Here is a 17,853-nt window from a genome sequence, read left to right on the forward strand (position 1 = left end):
CAGCGGCCACGAGACAGGAGCGCTCGCCATGAAGTGGACAGACACGCAGGATATCGCGATGGCACTGACCGACGCGCATCAGAACGTCGATCCGCAATTCGTGCGATTTACGGATTTGCATCGCTGGGTGACAGAGCTTCCGGGCTTCGACGACGACCCTGCAAGGTCCAACGAGAAGATTCTCGAAGCGATCCAGGCGGCGTGGATTGAAGACGCGGATTATTGAATCCGGTTGGTTTTCTCGAACCGCAAACGCTGCGGACAGGGCAAAACGGCGATTCCATCGGGAATCGCCGTTTTGCTTTTGTGGCTTCGTTTCTGAAATTTCCGGCTACAAATCAGCCCGCAGCCAGCGTGCCGTTTTCAATCCGCACGCGTTGCCCTTGACTGAACGGCGGCGCTTGGCGATACGTGAAGTAACGCGTCTTGCCGCTTTCCATCCGCACGCGTACCGAATAATCGGTTTCGCTGCGCAGATGTTTTTCGACCGCATTGCCGCCCAGGCCACCGCCGAGCGCGCCGAGAATCGTCATGCCGGTTCGACCGCCTCCGCGTCCGAACTGATTCCCGATAAGACCGCCCGCGACCGCGCCGCCCACCGCACCAATGCCGGTTCCCTGACCTTCATGCCGTACGGCCGAGATCGCTTCCACCGTACCGCACGTCGAGCAATAGGCGGGTTGAGCGGGTTGCTGCTGCGCGTAGTTAGGCTGCTGCGCAGGGACAGGCTGCTGCTGTGCCATCTGAGGAGGTGCCGGCTGTTGCTGTTGTTGCTGCTGGGCTGCCGCTTGGGCTGCCGCTTGGGCCGCCGCGCGCTGCTGAGCTTGCTGTTGAGCAAGCTGGTCCTGCTGCGCCTGCTGTTGCTGAGCAGCAGTGGGCTCAGCGGGTTGCGTCACGGCAGGTTGCGTCGCAACTTGCGCGGCCTGGGTCTGGTCGTTGGTCGGGGACGTACTCGATGCTTTCGGGAACAGTCCGGTGACTGCTGCCGTGGCAGCGAGACTGGCAATGATCACCGCGCCCGCGGCGGTTGCCACCAGCGGATGAATCTTGCGGTCGCGTGGCGCGTCGGGATTCGGTGAATTCGATGTGGTCATGTTGTTGCTGTTATCCATTTTTGGACCTCCGTCTCAAGGCAGAGTGTGGCATTACCGGGTGTGACGTTGCTCATTCACGAAAGCAGTGTCGAACAATCTGAAGCGTAAGGTTTGTCAATTTGTAACGTTTCCAGGTATCCATCAGACGCAAGAAACGCACCGGATTGAAGATGTGCCGGATGGCTTTGTTTTATAAGGGTTTTCCAGATAAAGCCGGCGTCAAGCGGTAGTCTTGGATGGAGGTTTTTACCGAAAGTTACAAATCCAGCCATTCTTCAGGACGAAAAAAAGGCGCTTTCGCGCCTTTTTTACAAACTTGCCGTCATTGCGTGCGCTCAGTCTTCGCGACGCAAATGCGGAAACAGGATCACGTCGCGAATGCTTGGGCTATCGGTCAGCAGCATGACCAGCCGGTCGATACCGATTCCGCAGCCGCCCGTCGGCGGCATGCCGTGCTCCAGCGCGCGAATGTAGTCGGCGTCGTAGAACATGGCTTCCTCGTCGCCGGCATCTTTCTGGTCGACTTGTTTCTGGAATCGCGCTGCCTGATCTTCCGGATCGTTCAGCTCCGAGAAACCGTTCGCAATCTCACGCCCCACAATGAACAACTCGAAGCGTTCCGTAATGCCCGGAGCCGTGTCCGATGCCCGCGCCAACGGCGAGACTTCCAGCGGATAGTCGACAATAAACGTCGGCTCCCACAATTGCGATTCGGCCGTTTCCTCGAACAACGCGAGTTGCAACGAACCGACGCCCGCGTTCAGAAACTGCGGTTGCGATGCATCGACACCGAACTTCTTCAACTCGGTGCGCAGGAACGCGGCATCGGCGAGTTGTTCGTTCGTGTATTGCGGCGCGTATTTCTGGATCGCTTCGCAGATCGTCAACCGATGGAACGGCTTCGACAAGTCCAGTTCACGCCCTTGATACACGATGTTCGCGTTGCCGTGCGCATCGATGGCCGCCTGACGGATCAGCGCTTCGGTGAAGTCCATCATCCACGTGTAGTCCGTGTACGCGGCGTAGAACTCCATCATCGTGAACTCGGGGTTGTGTCGCGGTGACACGCCTTCGTTACGGAAATTCCGGTTGATTTCGAACACGCGTTCGAAGCCACCGACAACCAGGCGCTTCAAATACAGTTCCGGCGCGATACGCAGGAACATCTGCATGTCGAGCGCGTTGTGATGCGTGACGAACGGCTTCGCTGCGGCACCGCCGGGAATCGGGTGCAGCATCGGCGTTTCCACTTCCATGAAATCCGCCTTCGCCATGAAGCTGCGGATCGACGCGAACGCTTTCGTGCGCGCAATAAACGTCTGGCGCGTTTCCGGCGTCACGATCAGGTCGACATAACGCTGGCGATAGCGCATTTCCTGATCGGCGAGGCCGTGGAATTTATCGGGAAGAGGGCGCAGCGCTTTGGTCAGCAGGCGCAGTTCCGTGCAACGCACCGACAACTCGCCCTTGTTCGTGCGGAACAAAACACCCTTCGTCGCGATGATGTCGCCCAGGTCCCACTTCTTGAACGCGTCGTAGACTTCCTGGCCGACGTCGGCGGGCGTGATGAAGAACTGGATCTGGCCGCTGCCGTCTTGCACCGTCGCAAAACTGGCCTTGCCCATCACGCGTTTCAACATCATCCGGCCCGCGACCGCGACTTGCAGCGGCTCGGCTTCGAGCGCTTCCTTGTCTTTATCGGCGTAGTCGGATTGCAGCGCGGCGGCTTGGTGTGTCGGCCGGAAATCGTTCGGAAATGCGATTCCTTGCTCACGCAGCGCACGCAGTTTGTCGCGACGCTCGGCGAGGATCTGGTTTTCTTCCAGTTCGGGAGCTGCGCCCGGCTGAGTCGGTTCGGTCATGATGTGTTTGGCTTTGAGTGCGAAGAATGCGGCTTGGTCGTGGGCCTGATGCTGCGTCCAGGTTGTTTGCGTTTCACCGCGTGAATGACAAGGTTGAAACACAGCGCAGGAACACAGGCACACGGATGGTCGCAAATATTAGCGATGCAATGCTGCGATGGATTGCCGTGAACGAAGCAACGTCGAGACGACGCGGTTGGCGCGGCGGCGTGTTACTGAAGCCGCGCCATTTGCTCAAGTTCTGCTCGACTTTTGCTCGAGTTCTGCTTATACGCCCTGTTTAAGACTCGCGCCGATGAAGTCGTCCAGGTCGCCGTCCAGCACGGCTTTCGTGTTGCTGATTTCCACGTTCGTGCGCAAGTCCTTGATGCGGCTGTTATCGAGCACGTACGAGCGGATCTGGTGACCCCAGCCCACGTCGGTCTTGCTGTTTTCCAGGTTGTCTTTCTCGACCTGACGCTTGCGCATTTCGAACTCGTACAACTTCGCTTTCAGCATCTGCATGGCTTCGGCGCGGTTACGGTGCTGCGACCGGTCGTTCTGGCATTGCACGACAATCCCGGTGGGCGCGTGAGTCAGGCGCACGGCCGAATCGGTCTTGTTGATGTGCTGGCCGCCGGCGCCCGATGCGCGATACGTGTCGGTACGAATGTCGGCCGGATTGATATCGATTTCGATGGAATCGTCGACTTCCGGATACACGAAGATCGATGAAAACGACGTATGGCGTCCGCCCGATGAGTCGAAGGGCGATTTGCGTACCAGCCGATGAACGCCCGTTTCGGTGCGCAGGAAGCCGTACGCGTATTCGCCTTCAACCTTGATGGTCGCGCTCTTGATACCGGCCACGTCACCGTCGGATTCTTCGAGAACTTCGGTCTTGAAGCCTTTGCGTTCGCAGTAGCGAAGGTACTGGCGCATCAGCATTGCGGCCCAGTCGCACGCTTCCGTGCCGCCAGCGCCGGCCTGGATATCGATGAAGCAGTTGTTCGGGTCGGCCGGGTTCGAGAACATCCGGCGGAATTCCATGTCTTCGACGCGTTTTTCGAGCGCTGCCGTGTCCGCTTCGCATGAGACGAGCGTGTCTTCGTCGTTTTCTTCGCGGGCCATGTCGAAGAGGTCTTGCGTGTCGCGAAGATCGTTATCGAGGTCCGTGATGGTGGTGACGACGTTGTCCAGCAGCTTTTTCTCGCGGCCCAGGGCCTGGGCGTTTTTCGAGTCGTTCCAGACGTTCGGGTCTTCTAGTACCCGGTTGACTTCGTCAAGACGCAGGGCCTTGGCGTCGTAGTCAAAGATACCCCCGGAGCTCGCCAGCGCGACGGCGCAGGTCGGCGAGGAGGTTCTCGATTGCGTTTAGACGTTCCGCTTCCATTTTTGATCGTTTTCAGGTTTTTTGGCTAAGAGGGAAATTATAGCTTAGGACGGGGTGCCTGCTGGACGCCAAAGGCCGCCAGCGCGGGAGAGCGCGTGGTCCGTTCGCACGGATGGCGGGAGGCGGCATGAGTGGTCCAGGCCGGACTGCGCCTTACCCCAGCGCATGTTCCACGATCATCTGGACCCGCGCGACTCCATTCCAGGTATCGGAAACGAGCCGGTACGCCACGACGGCGCGTGCCGGCAGCGTTTCCGTGTGATTAAACCAGATAGCGTTGAACCGCTGCTGCCCGCGCCGCAATTGCAGCTTCAAATGCTTGTCCTTGACCAGCGCCTGGGACGCCACTTCAAACTCCCCGGAAAACACGGGCGCCGGAAAGCCTTGCCCCCACACCGCGCCATCGATCAATTCAACAAACTGCGGCGTGAAATAAGCGTCCTCGAGTTCGCCGTCGGTTTCGACCACCCGCGACAGGGCGTCGGACGTCAACCACTCGCGCCCGACGGCTTCAAACGCCGCGGTAAACCGTGCGATGTCAGCGGTAACAATGGTCATCCCCGCCGCCATTGCGTGGCCGCCGAATTTCACGATCATCCCAGGCTCGCGCTTGGAAATCAGGTCGACCGCATCGCGCAGATGAAACCCCGGAATCGAGCGCCCCGATCCCTTCGATAAAACCCCGCTGTCATCGGCATGAGCAAATGTGAACGATGGCCGGTGAAACTTCTCCTTCAGCCGCCCCGCGACAATCCCGATCACGCCCTGATGCCACGCCGGATTAAACAGCGTCAACGTGGCTGAATCCGAAGGATCGATATTGGCAAGTTCCTCAAGCGCCTGTTCCTGCATCCCGGCTTCGATTTCACGCCGCTCGCGATTGATCGAATCCAGTTGCTGCGCGAGTTCCCATGCGCGGCCGATGTCATCGGTGATCAGGCATTCAATCCCAAGCGACATATCCGATAACCGTCCCGCCGCGTTCAGCCTCGGCCCAAGCGCAAAACCGAGATCGAATCCCGACGCTGCGCGCGCATCGCGTGCAGCCGCGCGAAGCAGCGCCGCGATGCCCGGTTGCATTCGTCCGGCGCGAATCCGCTTCAGGCCCTGCGCGACCAGGATCCGGTTGTTCGGATCGAGCTTCACGACGTCCGCGACCGTGCCGAGCGCAACCAGATCGAGCAGGCCGTCCAGACGCGGTTCAGGCGCGTCGGTGGTGAAAGCATTGCGACGACGCAGCTCCGCCCGCAATGCGAGCAGCACATAGAAAATGACCCCCACGCCCGCGATGCATTTACTCGGAAACGCACAGCCCGGCTGGTTCGGATTGACGATGGCGCGCGCGGGCGGCAGTTCATCGCCGGGTAGGTGGTGATCGGTCACCAGCACGTCGATACCCAACGCATTCGCAGCCTCGACGCCATCCACGCTTGCGATGCCATTGTCCACGGTAATCAACAGATCCGGCTTCCCGCCCGCGCGGCTCGCGGCCAGCGCGACAATTTCAGGCGTCAGGCCATAGCCGTATTCGAACCGGTTCGGCACCAGGTAATCGATCTGCGCGCCGAACATCCGCAAGCCGCGCACGGCAACGGCGCAAGCGGTGGCGCCGTCGCAATCGTAGTCGGCGACGACCAGCATGCGTCGCTTCGCCGCGAGCGCGTCGGCGAGTACGGCGGCGGCTTCATCGCAACCTTTCAGCCCGACGGGCGCGTGCAATTTCTTGAGTTCGGTCTCGATCTCTTCCGGCGAACACACGCCACGCGATGCATACAGACGCGCAATGACAGGATGAACGCCATGCCGCACGAGGACGGCGGCATCGGCGGGAGAGGGTGCGCGGGTGACGATTCGGGTCATGCGGACAGGCCGGTGAGGATTCTTTTCATTCGCTTCATCTACTCGTTTCGTTTATTCGCTTCGTTCATTCGATAAGCAGCGCCGCGATCGGACGCCGCCGCCAGAATTTGCGCAACGCGCCGCGCGTGACGGTCAGCGACACTGAACCCGTGTCGCTGCACAACGTGAGGCGCAACGTGCCAAGCGTTCCGTTCTCGAGCGCGGCAAGGGCCGGCGCGAACCAGTCGCGCTCAAGCGTGCCGAGCGCGTCGTTCCAGCGCGCCCAGTCCTGCTCGATGAACGGTGCGGAAAACGGGTCGAGTTCGACAAGCGCGCGGCCATTGCTTGCCGTTGTTGAAGCCATAAAAGCGGCGAAAGATTCCGGCGGCGCTTGCGGCACGATATCGGCTGCCAATGCGAGCCCGCGTGTGGCCGGAGCGTTCGACATTACGTGCGCGAATGGGCTCGTTACGCTGCGTAGCGCGCCTTGCGCGTGCAGCCAGATGGAGTTGATCGCGGGCAAGCCACGCGCTTCACGTGCTTCGTTGAGCGGGTGTTCGAACCACGCCATCTGCACTTCGTTCTGCAGCTTCATCCACGCACGCGAGCGTTCGCCGGTGCCTGCTTCATGCGGCAACCAGATTTCGATATTGCGCCCGCTCGCTCGCAACGGCGACGCGCCCGCGAGCTTGCCGAGATTCGGTCCGGCGACGTACCAGCGTGCTGGTTGCGGCGCCTGAATGGTCAGTCCGAGGTCTTCTATCAGCGGCTTGACGACATCGAATAACGTGCGTGCTTCCTGATCGTCTACACCCAGCGTGGCCGGATCGATCAGCACCAGATGATCACGCGCGATCCGCACGTGCACCGGCTCGATGCATGCCCAAATGGTGTCGCCGGGCGTTCCGCCGTCGGCGAGCAACATATAGGGCGCGAGCGGTGCTTCGTCGGCGGCTTGTCCGGGCACCTCGTTCACGACGCCAAACTGCCGTGCGATCCAGCGCTCGTGCGGCAGAGTGCGCTGGAAATCCTCGCCGATCACGCGCTCATCGAGCGTGGCCCGGGCGAGCAGCCGGTCGAGCGCGGGGCGGTCCAGCTTGTGCAGCGCAGTGGCGGCGTCCGCAGCTGATGGCAGCGCGAACGGTAAGAGAAGGTGAAGGTCTGGGAGCTTGGACGTGGGCATGATGCTGCGCATTGTATGGCAAAGGCCCCGGTGTTTTCCGGGCGCTTGCCGTTTGCTTCGGTGCTATACGCTACATATGCGTAACAAGTAATACGTGGATAGCTGCCGGACACACAAAGTCGATCCTGGATCACGTCAAGGCTGGGCTGTGGCAGCGAAGGTGCGCGTGTTGCACGCCGGGACCGGTCCATCGCTCGCGGATCAATTCCGCTAACCCAACTCCGCAGACCTTGCCCCAAGGTTTTACGACGACACCCGGAGTCAGGCCACACCACATTTCCGTGCCTGCCTGGGTTGATGCATCACGCGCGCGACAACTCACGGGGTTCAACCTTGCGATCGATTTCACTGCGCGTTGGCAATGTTTTCAAGTCGTACATGGCTTGGAGATTCAACCAGAACTCGGGGGTCGAGTCGAAGTAGCGTGCAAGGCGATAGGCGGTGTCGGCCGTGATGCCGCGCCGTTCTTTCACGATTTCATGCAGACGCGTTGCAGGCACATTCAACGCCAGCGCCAGGGCGTTCACGCTCATTTCGAGCGGGACCAGATAATCTTCCCGCAATATCTCGCCCGGGTGAACCGGACGCATGCCGTTCTTGGACATGTGCTTTCCTAGTAGTGGTCAGTGATAGTCGATGATTTCGACGTCGACGGGACCCTTCGTCGTCCATTTGAAACAAACGCGCCATTGACCGTTGATCCGGATACTGAGCTGACCGCGCCGGTCGCCGGAAAGGGATTCGAGCCGGTTGCCGGGCGGCGACTTCAGGTCGCGTATTTCCACTGCAGCGTCCAATGCCGTAAGCCTTCTGATAGCGACATCAGCGATTGCCCGAAACCGTTTCGGTGTTCCACCTTCGTACAGTGCTTGCGTGTCCTTGCATCGGAACGTTTGGATCATTATGTTCATCGTATTACGTTTTGCGTAATACGTCAAGAGTGATGAAATTAAGCCGTTGCTGCGGCTGAAGCCGGGTTTTCGGAGGGACGATGCCGTGTGGGTGAGCCAGGCGAGTATGGACTGCGAGAGGGGCGACGGAAATCGTCCGAACGGCCAGCATGCTGGCTTGCGCCGTCGTTTTCCCATCCGCCGCGACATCCCGGTTAAAGCGTGGGCTAAAGGTTCGGCTAAGAATTGTGTGGCAAACTTCGCGCTTGATTGCAGACGGATCGGTGCATCCGGTTGCGTTCGATCGATGCGGTAAGGGTAGAAAAGGCGTTGTGACCGCCACCCGATTGACCTGGCTCGGGTCAGAAAAACGCCGCAAGCCGCAAGGTTCCAGCCGTGCGCCGAATGCGCGATGTAAAGATCGAAGAACGTTAGAACGCTGAAAAGGAATCGCTTGAAACTTCCCTACGAATGGCAGATCGGCTGGCGCTACACCCGCGCCGGCAAACGCACCACCGGCAACGGTTTCATCTCGTTTATCGCGCTGGTATCGATGGCTGGTATCGCCCTTGGCGTCGCGGCGCTGATCGTGGTGCTCTCGGTAATGAACGGGTTCCAGAAAGAGGTCCGCGACCGCATGTTGTCCGTGCTCGCGCACGTCGAAATATTCTCGCCGACCGGGTCCATGCCCAACTGGCAACTGACCGCGCAGGAAGCGCGCAAGAATCCGGAAGTGATCGGCGCGGCGCCTTACGTGGACGCCCAGGCGCTCCTGACGCGTCAAGGCGCCGTTAGCGGCGTGGCGTTGCGGGGCGTTGAGCCGTCGCTGGAACCGGAAGTGTCGGATATCGGCAAGGAGATGCGGGGCGGCAAGCTCACTGATCTCGTGCCCGGCGGCTTCGGCATTGTGCTCGGCGCGGATCTGGCGACCAATCTCGGCGTGACAACGGGCGACAAGATCACACTGGTCGCGCCCGAAGGCACGATCACGCCGGCGGGCATGCTGCCGCGGCTCAAGCAGTTCACCGTGGTCGGCGTGTTCGAGTCGGGGCACTACGAATATGACTCCACGCTGGCGCTGATTTCCATTGCCGACGCCCAGGCGCTGTTCCGGCTGCCGGCGCCCACGGGCGTGCGCCTGAAGCTGAAGGACATGCAGCGTGCGCCGGAAGTCGCGCGGCAACTGTCGCGAACGCTTTCCGGCGACCTCTATATCCGCGACTGGACGCAGCAGAACAAGACGTGGTTCTCGGCCGTGCAGATCGAGAAACGCATGATGTTTATCATCTTGACGCTGATTATTGCGGTGGCGGCGTTCAACCTGGTGTCGTCGCTGGTGATGACCGTGACCGATAAACAAGCGGACATCGCCATCCTGCGCACGCTTGGCGCGCAACCCGGCTCGATCATGAAGATATTCGTGATCCAGGGCGTGACGATCGGCTTTATCGGCACGGCGCTTGGTGTGACGCTGGGATGCCTTATCGCGTGGAGCATTCCGTGGCTCGTGCCCATGATCGAGCATCTGCTTGGCGTGCAGTTCCTGCCGCCATCGGTGTATTTCATCAGCGAATTGCCGTCCGAACTCGTCCCCGCCGACGTCGCGCGGATCGGCCTTATCGCATTCGGATTGTCATCGCTCGCAACGCTCTATCCGAGCTGGCGGGGCGCCAAGGTTCGTCCGGCGGAGGCACTGCGCTATGAGTGATAACAACAGCAACATCGTGCTCGAAGCATCGGCGATTTCGAAGACGTTCGTGCAGGGCGGCTTCAACGTGCAAGTGCTCGATAATGCAGAATTGCAGGTCCGGCGTGGCGAGAAACTGGCGATCGTCGGCGCATCGGGATCGGGTAAAAGCACGTTGCTGCACGTGCTCGGCGGTCTCGATGAACCCAGCGCGGGGAAGGTTTCACTGCTGGGCAAACCGTTCACCGCATTGCGTGAACGCGAACGCAATGAACTGCGTAATCGTGCGCTCGGTTTCGTGTATCAGTTTCATCATTTGCTTGCCGAATTCACCGCGCTCGATAACGTCGCGATGCCGCTGCGCATTCGCCGCATGAGCGAAACGGACGCACGCAAGGAGGCCATGGCCGTGCTCGATCGCGTGGGGATTGGCCATCGGGCTAAACACCGGCCAGGCGAATTGTCAGGCGGCGAGCGTCAGCGCGTGGCGATTGCACGTGCGCTGGTCACGCGCCCGGCATGCGTGCTCGCCGATGAGCCGACCGGCAACCTCGACGGCGCCACAGCGGATACGGTGTTCAACCTGATGCTGGAGTTGTCCCAGACGTTTGAGACGAGCTTCGTGATCGTCACGCATGATCCCGATCTCGCCGCGCGCTGCGACCGCATCATGCGTTTGCGTGACGGCGTGTTGTTCGAGGAGCCGGTCGTCCCTGTTTGATCGCTGGATAATCGCTGGAATGCTGGAGGCCTTGCATGTGGATCGACACGCATTGCCATCTCGATGCATCCGAATTCGATGCCGACCGCGATGACGTCGCGGCGTCGGCGTTGAAAGAGGGTGTCTCGCGGATCGTGATTCCGGGCGTGGAGCGCCAGAATTTCGACCGCGTGCGTGAGCTTGCGCATCGCATTGAAGGCGGTGCTTACGCGCTTGGCATTCATCCGTTGTTCACGCCGCGTGCGCACGACGACGATCTGCGCGTGTTGCGCGAACAGATTGCCGTGAGTATGGGGGATCCGAGGTTTGTGGGTATCGGCGAGATCGGGCTGGACTATTTTGTACCCGGCCTAGACGATGCGCGCCAAACCTTCTTCTATTACGAGCAGCTCAAGCTCGCACGCGAGTTCGATTTGCCGGTGATCTGCCATGTGCGCAAATCGCAGGACAAGGTGCTCAAGGGCCTGCGCGTGTTCTCCGTCAAACTCGGTATTGCGCACGCGTTCAACGGCAGTTTTCAGCAGGCCGAAGCGTTCATCGCGCATGGCATGCGCCTGGGTTTCGGCGGCAATCTGACCTTCGAACGCGCTCGCCAGATTCGGCGCCTCGCCGCAGAGTTGCCCCTGGACGCGATCGTGCTTGAAACCGATGCGCCCGATATTGCGCCTTCATGGCTCTACAAGCATCGCAATGCGCCGGATCAGGTGCCTGGCATCGCGCGGATGCTTGCAGAATTGCGCGGCATTGACGAACAGACACTTTCTTTAGGCACAACGGCTAACGCGCACGCCGCGCTGCCGCGGCTCGGCCTTATCTCCGCATAATCAGTTCCTTGTTTTCGTTCGATCGTAGGCATTGAAGGGCAGTTCTTTCCTTCGATGCGTCTGCGCTCGCGTCGAGTTTTTGAGGAGCGTGCGTGCGCGGTATCTTGATCGGCTTTGCGCTGGGAATCATGTGTTTGCAGCAGCAAGCTGCGTTGCCCGGCGCCCTTGTTTTATGGGCGCTTTTGCTCCTGCTCGGGCTTGCCTGTGCGCTCGCGGTTTGTTTCCCGCGGTTTCGCGCGGCATCGCTGATTGCGGCTGCATTGGTGATTGGCTTCGGTTACGCCGCCTGGCGCGCAGACACGCGATTGCAACGCGGTTTGCCCGTTGCGTTCGAGAATCGCAACATCGAATTGACCGGATTCGTGCGCGGCTTGCCAATGCAAGGCGCGGACGGCACACGGTTCCTGTTTGAAGTCGAATCGAACGATGCCGCGTTGACGAATTTCCCGCGTGTCGTACAACTATCGTGGATGGCGGTTGACGCGTCCAAACGCGGTCCTGCCGTCGCACCGCCACCTGCTCTTTGGGCCGGGCAACGATGGACGCTGGTCACCCGACTGAAACGTCCGCATGGCAATGCCAATTTTCGGGGCCGCGATGCTGAAGTGGCGCTGCTCGCTCGCAACATTCGTGCGACCGGTTACGTTTCCGTGCCGGGCGCGGCTCGGCGTTTGCCCACGGATGCGCACGGTTTCGCGCTGACGATCGATCGTTGGCGTGCGCGGTTGCGCGAGCGGGTTCTAACGGCACTCGACGGTGCTCCGCATCGAGGAATTATCGTCGCGTTGGCTACAGGCGCCCAAGACGTGGTCAGCGACGCCGACTGGACCTTGCTGCGCGCGACCGGCACCAGTCATCTCGTGGCGATTTCCGGGCTGCATATTGGCTTTGTCGCGGGACTCGCGGCGCTTTTGTGCGGCGGGTTATGGCGACGCTTGCGATGGCGCGGGTTGCCGGCGCCGCTGATCGTATCAGCGCAAAAAGCGGCAGCAGCCGGCGCAGCGATATTCGCGGCCTTCTATGCGGCGCTCGCCGGATTCAACGTTCCCGCGCAACGATCGATGTGGATGCTTTGCTTCGTCGCGCTCGCTGTGTTGAGCGGCCGCCGGCCGGCGTCTTCGCTGGTGCTCGCTTGGGCACTGGGGCTTGTTCTGCTTGCCGATCCCTGGGCGGTGACGGCGGCGGGATTCTGGTTGTCGTTCTGCGCCGTGGCGGCCATTCTGTTCGCGATTGCATCGCGTGGACGGCGAGCATCGGTCGGCTTCGCGGAGGAGTTCGCGGCGGCCCAGGCAGACGAAGATGCCGCCGTGAGCCAGCCTGCGGATGAAGCGGAAAAACTGCCACGTCGCCACATCCGTGACAGGTTTGGGGACGCGATCGGTCGAATCCGGGTTCGCTCGCTGGCGTGGCTCAGACCTACGGCACGGCGCGTCGGCCGCGGGATCGCATCCAGTGCGCGCGTGCAGTACGCCATAACGCTCGGACTCGCACCGCTCACCGCGTACTGGTTTTTCCAGATTCCACTGTTGGGGCCGCTTGCCAACGCGTTCGCGATTCCGTGGGTCAGCTTTCTCGTTACGCCGACCGTGCTGGTGGCGGTTTTGCTGCCCGCACCGCTCGATGGTTTCGCCTACCGCGCGGCGCATGGCATGCTGACCCCAATGTTCGACGCGCTCGCCCACCTGTCTGGACCCACATGGACGCTCTGGCGTTTGCCGCAACCGGACGGATTTGCGCTGACGGCAGCGGCGTTTGGCGTGATATGGGCTCTGGCTCCGCGCGGCTGGCCGCTGCGATTCGCCGCTCCGCTTACCTGGTCGCCGCTGGCGCTTCCAGTTTCTCAAGCGCCGCCGAACGGCACGTTTCGCGTGACGGCGCTCGACATTGGGCAGGGATCTTCCATCGTCATCGAAACCATGCATCACACCTTGCTCTTCGACGCAGGTCCGGGCCCGGAATCCACACACGCGGGTGAGCGGCTTGTCGTGCCGTATCTATTCGCCCACGGCCTTTCCACGCTCGATACGCTGATGATCAGCCACTCGGATTCCGATCACTCGGGCGGTGCGCCCGCGGTGCTCGAAAGTATTCAGGTCAGGCAATTCGTGGCGTCCCTGCGGCCGCGCGAACTGTTGTGGAAGACGGCACAGGATCACGGCAGCGCTTTGTTGCGCTGCGTCGCGGGGCAGCGCTGGCAATGGGACGGCGTGGTGTTCGACGTGCTGTGGCCGCAGGCTGGGCCGCTCGCGGCCAAACCGAACGCGACGTCATGCGTGCTGAAAGTGACCAGCGCGGCAGGGCGCTCGGCGCTGCTGGCCGCCGACATTGAAGCCGACGTCGAGCGCCAGCTATTGCAACTCGGGCAACTCGGGCAACTCGGGCAACTCGGGCAACTCGGGCAACGCGAGCCCGCCGGGCTGCAGGCAGACGTGCTGATCGTGCCGCATCACGGCAGCAAGACGTCGTCCACCGAGCCTTTCCTCGACGCCGTGAGGCCGCGCGTCGCGGTATTTCAGGTAGGCTACCGCAACCGATTTAACCACCCGCATCCGACGGTTTTCGAGCGGTATCGATTACGTCATATCGAGTTATCGCGCAGCGACGAAGACGGCGCGGCGCGCATGGACGTGTCGGCTGAGGTGTCCATCGAACGTTTCAGGCAGACTCACGCGCGTTACTGGATGGGGCGGTGAACAGAACGTTAATAATGAGACGCTGCAAAGAGACGTTGTAAAAAAGAGAGGGCACGGCGCTTGAAAGACATCCTGCATTTTTCGCACGCTAACGGGTTTCCCGCATCGACATACCGGACGATCTTCGCCGAACTCGCCGATGACTACGAGATTCGCGCGGTTGAACGGTTTGGTCACGATCCGCGTTTCCCCGTGACGCGCGACTGGCCGCATCTGGTGGATCAACTGCTCGAAGACATTGACGCCAGACGTCCAGCGGACGTGAAAGTGTGGCTGGTCGGGCATTCGCTGGGCGGTTACCTCTCGTTGATGGCGGCTCTCAAGCGGCCGCAATGGGTGAAAGGCGTCGTGATGCTGGATTCGCCGGTGATCGCCGGCTGGCGCAGCAGCGTGCTTCGCTTATCGCAATGGACGGGGCTCGACACACGGCTTTCGCCTGCCGCCGCCACTAAAAACCGGCGCACGCACTGGCCGAGCCGCGAAGACGCCTGGCGTCACTTTCACGCGAAAACCGCGTTCGCCCGCTGGGACGAGCGGATGCTGTCGGATTACATCGATTTCGCGATTCCGGCGGAGGCGCATAACGGAGGTGGCATTGGCGGTATCGATGAAGCGGCCGGCGCCGTCAACCGCCAACGCAAGCTCGCTTTCGATCGCGAGGTGGAATTCCGCATATACAAGACGTTGCCGCGCACGCTGGGTGCGCGGGTTGCGCATGGCGTGCCGGTGCCGGTCGGGTTTATTGCGGGAACGCATTCGAAGGAAGTCCGCCACGTCGGGCTGGAAATGACGCGGCGTATTGTGGGCGGGCATTTCGAATGGATCGAGGGCAGCCATCTGTTCCCAATGGAACACCCGGTGGAAACGGCGCGCGCATTGCAGCGCACGCTTAACGGGCTGCGGGCTTGATGCACTAATGCACATCAGTAGCGCATAGGAGTAACGCACACCCCGGCGAGACGCCATTCAAACCGCATTCAGGCCGCCGATAAACACGCGACCAAAACCCGCCGCTCGCGGTAAATCGGGTTCCAACGCGGCTCCCTCCCGCGCTGGGTTATGGGGCGCCTTTCGGGTATAATCCGTTTTTCCCGCGAGCACCTAGCGATGACCAAATATGTATTCGTCACCGGCGGCGTAGTGTCTTCCCTCGGCAAGGGTATTGCCGCCGCTTCCCTCGCAGCGATCCTCGAATCGCGCGGTCTGAAAGTCACCCTCTTAAAGCTCGATCCCTACATCAACGTCGACCCCGGCACGATGAGCCCGTTTCAGCACGGGGAAGTGTTCGTGACGGAAGACGGTGCGGAAACGGACCTCGACTTAGGCCATTACGAGCGCTTCATCAGCACGAAGATGCGCAAGGCCAATAACTTCACGACCGGTCAGATCTACGAGTCGGTGATCCGCAAGGAACGCCGGGGCGAATATCTCGGCAAGACGGTTCAGGTCATTCCGCATATCACCAACGAAATCCAGGCGTTCCTGCAACGCGGCGCGGCTGCGGCCACGTGCGGAGAGCCTGACGTGGCAATCGTGGAAATCGGCGGGACGGTGGGTGACATCGAATCGCTGCCGTTCCTCGAAGCCGCGCGCCAGATGAGCCTGCGGCTCGGCCGCAACAGCGCGTGTTTCGTGCACCTGACGCTTGTGCCGTACATCGCCACGGCGGGTGAGCTCAAGACCAAGCCCACGCAGCATAGCGTGCAGAAACTGCGCGAAATCGGTATCTCGCCGCACGTGCTGCTGTGCCGCGCGGACCGTCCGATTCCCGGCGACGAACGCGCGAAGATTTCGCTGTTCTCCAATGTGCCGGAAGACGCGGTGATCTCGGTATGGGACGTGGACAGCATCTACAAGATCCCGCAGATGCTGCACGACCAGGGTCTCGACAACATCATTTGCGAAGAGCTCAAGCTCACGGCGAAACCGGCCGACCTCAGCATGTGGGCCGGCCTCGTCCAGAAGCTCGAAAACCCGCAGAACGAAGTCACCATCGGCATGGTCGGCAAATATGTGGAACTGACCGAATCGTACAAGTCGTTGATCGAGGCGCTCAAGCACGCGTCCATTCATACGTCGACGAAGGTCAACATCGAGTACATCGATTCCGAGCAGATCGAAACGGACGGCGTGGCCGGTCTCAAGCATCTCGACGCCGTGCTCGTGCCGGGCGGTTTCGGTGCGCGTGGAACAGAAGGCAAGATCAAGGCAATCAAGTACGCACGTGAGTCGAAGACGCCGTACCTGGGCATTTGCCTCGGCATGCAACTGGCTGTGATCGAATTCGCTCGCGACATCGCCGGCCTGGCCGATGCTAACAGCACGGAATTCGATACATCGACGACCAATCCGGTTGTCGCGCTCATCACCGAGTGGTACGACCGTGCAGGTCACGTTGAAAAGCGCACGGAAGAGTCGGATCTGGGCGGCACGATGCGCCTCGGTTCACAAAAATGTCCGATCAAGCCGGGCACCATGGCCGCACGCATCTACGGTACGGATGTGAACGAGCGCCATCGGCACCGGTATGAAGTGAACAACCGCTTCGTGCCGCAACTCGAGGCGGGCGGGCTGGTGATCAGCGCGCGCACGCCGAGCGAAGATCTGCCGGAAATGATGGAACTGCCGGAAGCCATGCACCCGTGGTTCGTCGGCGTGCAGTTCCACCCGGAATTCACGTCGTCACCGCGCGATGGCCATCCGCTGTTCAAGGAATTCGTCGAAGCGGCACGCGCGCATCATCTGGCGCTGAAGGCGAACGGGCAGGCGGGCACTGCTGCTGAACACGCACCCGCACCGGCCGTGGCGGTTTCCGTCGGAGCGCAAGCATGAAGCTGTGTGATTTCGAAGTGGGTCTCGACCAGCCGTTTTTCCTGATCGCGGGCACGTGCGTGGTCGAGTCGGAGCAAATGACCATTGACGTCGCCGGCCGCCTCAAGGAAATCTGCGCGAAGGTAGGCGTTCCGTTCATCTACAAATCGTCGTACGACAAGGCCAATCGCAGTTCCGGCAAGTCGTTCCGCGGACTCGGCATGGACGAAGGCCTGCGGATTCTCGGCGAAGTGAAAAAGCAACTCGGCCTGCCCGTCCTCACCGACGTTCATTCCGAGCATGAGATTGAAGCGGTTGCGTCGGTCGTGGACGTGCTGCAAACGCCCGCGTTCCTGTGCCGCCAGACTGACTTTATTCACGCATGCGCGCGTTCGGGGAAACCGGTCAACATCAAGAAGGGCCAGTTTCTCGCGCCGCACGACATGAAGAACGTGATCGATAAAGCCCGCGACGCTGCCCGCGAAGCCGGCTTGTCCGACGACCGTTTCATGGCGTGCGAACGCGGTGTGTCGTTTGGTTATAACAATCTGGTTTCGGACATGCGCTCGCTCGCGATCATGCGGGAAACCAATGCACCCGTCGTCTTCGACGCCACGCATTCCGTCCAGTTGCCGGGCGGGCAGGGCACGAGTTCCGGCGGACAGCGCGAATTCGTACCGGTACTGGCACGCGCCGCGATTGCAACTGGCGTTGCGGGCGTGTTCATGGAGACGCATCCGGACCCGGCGAACGCGAAATCCGACGGGCCGAACGCCGTACCGCTGCACAGAATGGAAGCACTGCTGGAGACACTCGTTGCGCTGGATCGGGCCGTGAAGCGCGGACCGTTTCTCGAGAACGATTTCAGTTAAGGACG

The 17,853-nt window shown here is 61.0% G+C and carries 15 protein-coding genes; 8 read left to right on the forward strand and 7 right to left on the reverse strand.

Annotated elements, in window-relative coordinates:
- Positions 1 to 28 precede the first annotated feature (28 nt).
- Complete coding sequence (gene iscX / locus ACSQ36_RS05765; protein WP_213763309.1) at positions 29 to 226, forward strand: Fe-S cluster assembly protein IscX; 198 nt, start codon at positions 29 to 31, stop codon at positions 224 to 226.
- Between the two features lie 112 nt (positions 227 to 338).
- Here the strand turns inward: iscX and ACSQ36_RS05770 are convergent, their stop codons facing one another.
- From ACSQ36_RS05770 to ACSQ36_RS05800, 7 genes are all read right to left on the reverse strand, one after another.
- The gene (locus ACSQ36_RS05770; RefSeq protein WP_436181195.1) at positions 339 to 1,112 is read right to left on the reverse strand and encodes a glycine zipper 2TM domain-containing protein; all 774 of its coding nucleotides are present in this window, start codon (positions 1,110 to 1,112) and stop codon (positions 339 to 341) included.
- A gap of 317 nt (positions 1,113 to 1,429) precedes the next feature.
- Positions 1,430 to 2,956, reverse strand: coding sequence for a lysine--tRNA ligase (gene lysS / locus ACSQ36_RS05775; RefSeq protein WP_436181196.1), 1,527 nt, complete (start codon positions 2,954 to 2,956; stop codon positions 1,430 to 1,432).
- Positions 2,957 to 3,223: 267 nt separating this feature from the next.
- Positions 3,224 to 4,328 (reverse strand): peptide chain release factor 2 gene (gene prfB / locus ACSQ36_RS05780; RefSeq protein WP_436181197.1). Its coding sequence is split into 2 segments (ribosomal slippage): positions 3,224 to 4,246 and positions 4,248 to 4,328, totalling 1,104 coding nucleotides; the frame shifts between segments, so codons are not numbered across the junction.
- Between the two features lie 153 nt (positions 4,329 to 4,481).
- Positions 4,482 to 6,188: a single-stranded-DNA-specific exonuclease RecJ gene (gene recJ / locus ACSQ36_RS05785; RefSeq protein ID WP_436181198.1), complete on the reverse strand. Its 1,707-nt coding sequence runs from the start codon at positions 6,186 to 6,188 to the stop codon at positions 4,482 to 4,484.
- A 64-nt stretch (positions 6,189 to 6,252) separates the two neighbouring features.
- Complete coding sequence (locus ACSQ36_RS05790) at positions 6,253 to 7,362, reverse strand: regulator (protein WP_436181199.1); 1,110 nt, start codon at positions 7,360 to 7,362, stop codon at positions 6,253 to 6,255.
- A 290-nt stretch (positions 7,363 to 7,652) separates the two neighbouring features.
- Complete coding sequence (locus tag ACSQ36_RS05795) at positions 7,653 to 7,955, reverse strand: HigA family addiction module antitoxin (protein ID WP_213763298.1); 303 nt, start codon at positions 7,953 to 7,955, stop codon at positions 7,653 to 7,655.
- 18 nt (positions 7,956 to 7,973) lie between these two features.
- Positions 7,974 to 8,261, reverse strand: coding sequence for a type II toxin-antitoxin system RelE/ParE family toxin (locus ACSQ36_RS05800; RefSeq protein ID WP_276572808.1), 288 nt, complete (start codon positions 8,259 to 8,261; stop codon positions 7,974 to 7,976).
- Positions 8,262 to 8,694: 433 nt separating this feature from the next.
- Here ACSQ36_RS05800 and ACSQ36_RS05805 point away from each other — a divergent pair, with 433 nt between their 5' ends.
- From ACSQ36_RS05805 to kdsA, 7 genes are all read left to right on the forward strand, one after another.
- Positions 8,695 to 9,948 (forward strand): lipoprotein-releasing ABC transporter permease subunit, encoded by a 1,254-nt coding sequence (locus ACSQ36_RS05805; protein ID WP_213763295.1) that lies wholly within the window; start codon positions 8,695 to 8,697, stop codon positions 9,946 to 9,948.
- Positions 9,941 to 10,648: a lipoprotein-releasing ABC transporter ATP-binding protein LolD gene (lolD, locus tag ACSQ36_RS05810; RefSeq protein WP_436181200.1), complete on the forward strand. Its 708-nt coding sequence runs from the start codon at positions 9,941 to 9,943 to the stop codon at positions 10,646 to 10,648. The genes ACSQ36_RS05805 and lolD overlap by 8 nt, the downstream gene beginning before the upstream one ends.
- A gap of 35 nt (positions 10,649 to 10,683) precedes the next feature.
- Positions 10,684 to 11,472, forward strand: a complete 789-nt coding sequence (locus ACSQ36_RS05815; RefSeq protein ID WP_436181201.1) for a TatD family hydrolase — start codon at positions 10,684 to 10,686, stop codon at positions 11,470 to 11,472.
- 92 nt (positions 11,473 to 11,564) lie between these two features.
- A complete protein-coding gene (locus tag ACSQ36_RS05820) occupies positions 11,565 to 14,165 on the forward strand; it encodes a DNA internalization-related competence protein ComEC/Rec2 (protein WP_436181202.1) in 2,601 nt (866 codons plus the stop codon).
- Positions 14,166 to 14,225: 60 nt separating this feature from the next.
- On the forward strand, positions 14,226 to 15,074 hold the full coding sequence (locus ACSQ36_RS05825) for an alpha/beta fold hydrolase (RefSeq protein WP_436181203.1): 849 nt from the start codon (positions 14,226 to 14,228) through the stop codon (positions 15,072 to 15,074).
- A 198-nt stretch (positions 15,075 to 15,272) separates the two neighbouring features.
- Positions 15,273 to 16,997, forward strand: a complete 1,725-nt coding sequence (locus ACSQ36_RS05830) for a CTP synthase (RefSeq protein ID WP_436181204.1) — start codon at positions 15,273 to 15,275, stop codon at positions 16,995 to 16,997.
- Entirely contained in the window at positions 16,994 to 17,848 is an 855-nt protein-coding gene (kdsA, locus tag ACSQ36_RS05835) for a 3-deoxy-8-phosphooctulonate synthase (RefSeq protein ID WP_031363912.1), read from the forward strand. The genes ACSQ36_RS05830 and kdsA overlap by 4 nt, the downstream gene beginning before the upstream one ends.
- Positions 17,849 to 17,853 lie beyond the last annotated feature (5 nt).

The organism is Caballeronia sp. LjRoot34 (assembly GCF_964253815.1).
In the GTDB taxonomy this organism is placed as follows: Bacteria; Pseudomonadota; Gammaproteobacteria; order Burkholderiales; family Burkholderiaceae; genus Caballeronia.

What these genes read in the sequence shown, in the direction of transcription:
- iscX (WP_213763309.1), top strand. Translation starts at nt 29, where the DNA reads ATGAAGTGGACAGACACGCAGGATATCGCGATGGCACTGACCGACGCG.
- ACSQ36_RS05770 (WP_436181195.1), bottom strand. Translation starts at nt 1,112, where the DNA reads ATGGATAACAGCAACAACATGACCACATCGAATTCACCGAATCCCGAC.
- lysS (WP_436181196.1), bottom strand. Translation starts at nt 2,956, where the DNA reads ATGACCGAACCGACTCAGCCGGGCGCAGCTCCCGAACTGGAAGAAAAC.
- recJ (WP_436181198.1), bottom strand. Translation starts at nt 6,188, where the DNA reads ATGACCCGAATCGTCACCCGCGCACCCTCTCCCGCCGATGCCGCCGTC.
- ACSQ36_RS05790 (WP_436181199.1), bottom strand. Translation starts at nt 7,362, where the DNA reads ATGCGCAGCATCATGCCCACGTCCAAGCTCCCAGACCTTCACCTTCTC.
- ACSQ36_RS05795 (WP_213763298.1), bottom strand. Translation starts at nt 7,955, where the DNA reads ATGTCCAAGAACGGCATGCGTCCGGTTCACCCGGGCGAGATATTGCGG.
- ACSQ36_RS05800 (WP_276572808.1), bottom strand. Translation starts at nt 8,261, where the DNA reads ATGAACATAATGATCCAAACGTTCCGATGCAAGGACACGCAAGCACTG.
- lolD (WP_436181200.1), top strand. Translation starts at nt 9,941, where the DNA reads ATGAGTGATAACAACAGCAACATCGTGCTCGAAGCATCGGCGATTTCG.
- ACSQ36_RS05815 (WP_436181201.1), top strand. Translation starts at nt 10,684, where the DNA reads ATGTGGATCGACACGCATTGCCATCTCGATGCATCCGAATTCGATGCC.
- ACSQ36_RS05830 (WP_436181204.1), top strand. Translation starts at nt 15,273, where the DNA reads ATGACCAAATATGTATTCGTCACCGGCGGCGTAGTGTCTTCCCTCGGC.
- kdsA (WP_031363912.1), top strand. Translation starts at nt 16,994, where the DNA reads ATGAAGCTGTGTGATTTCGAAGTGGGTCTCGACCAGCCGTTTTTCCTG.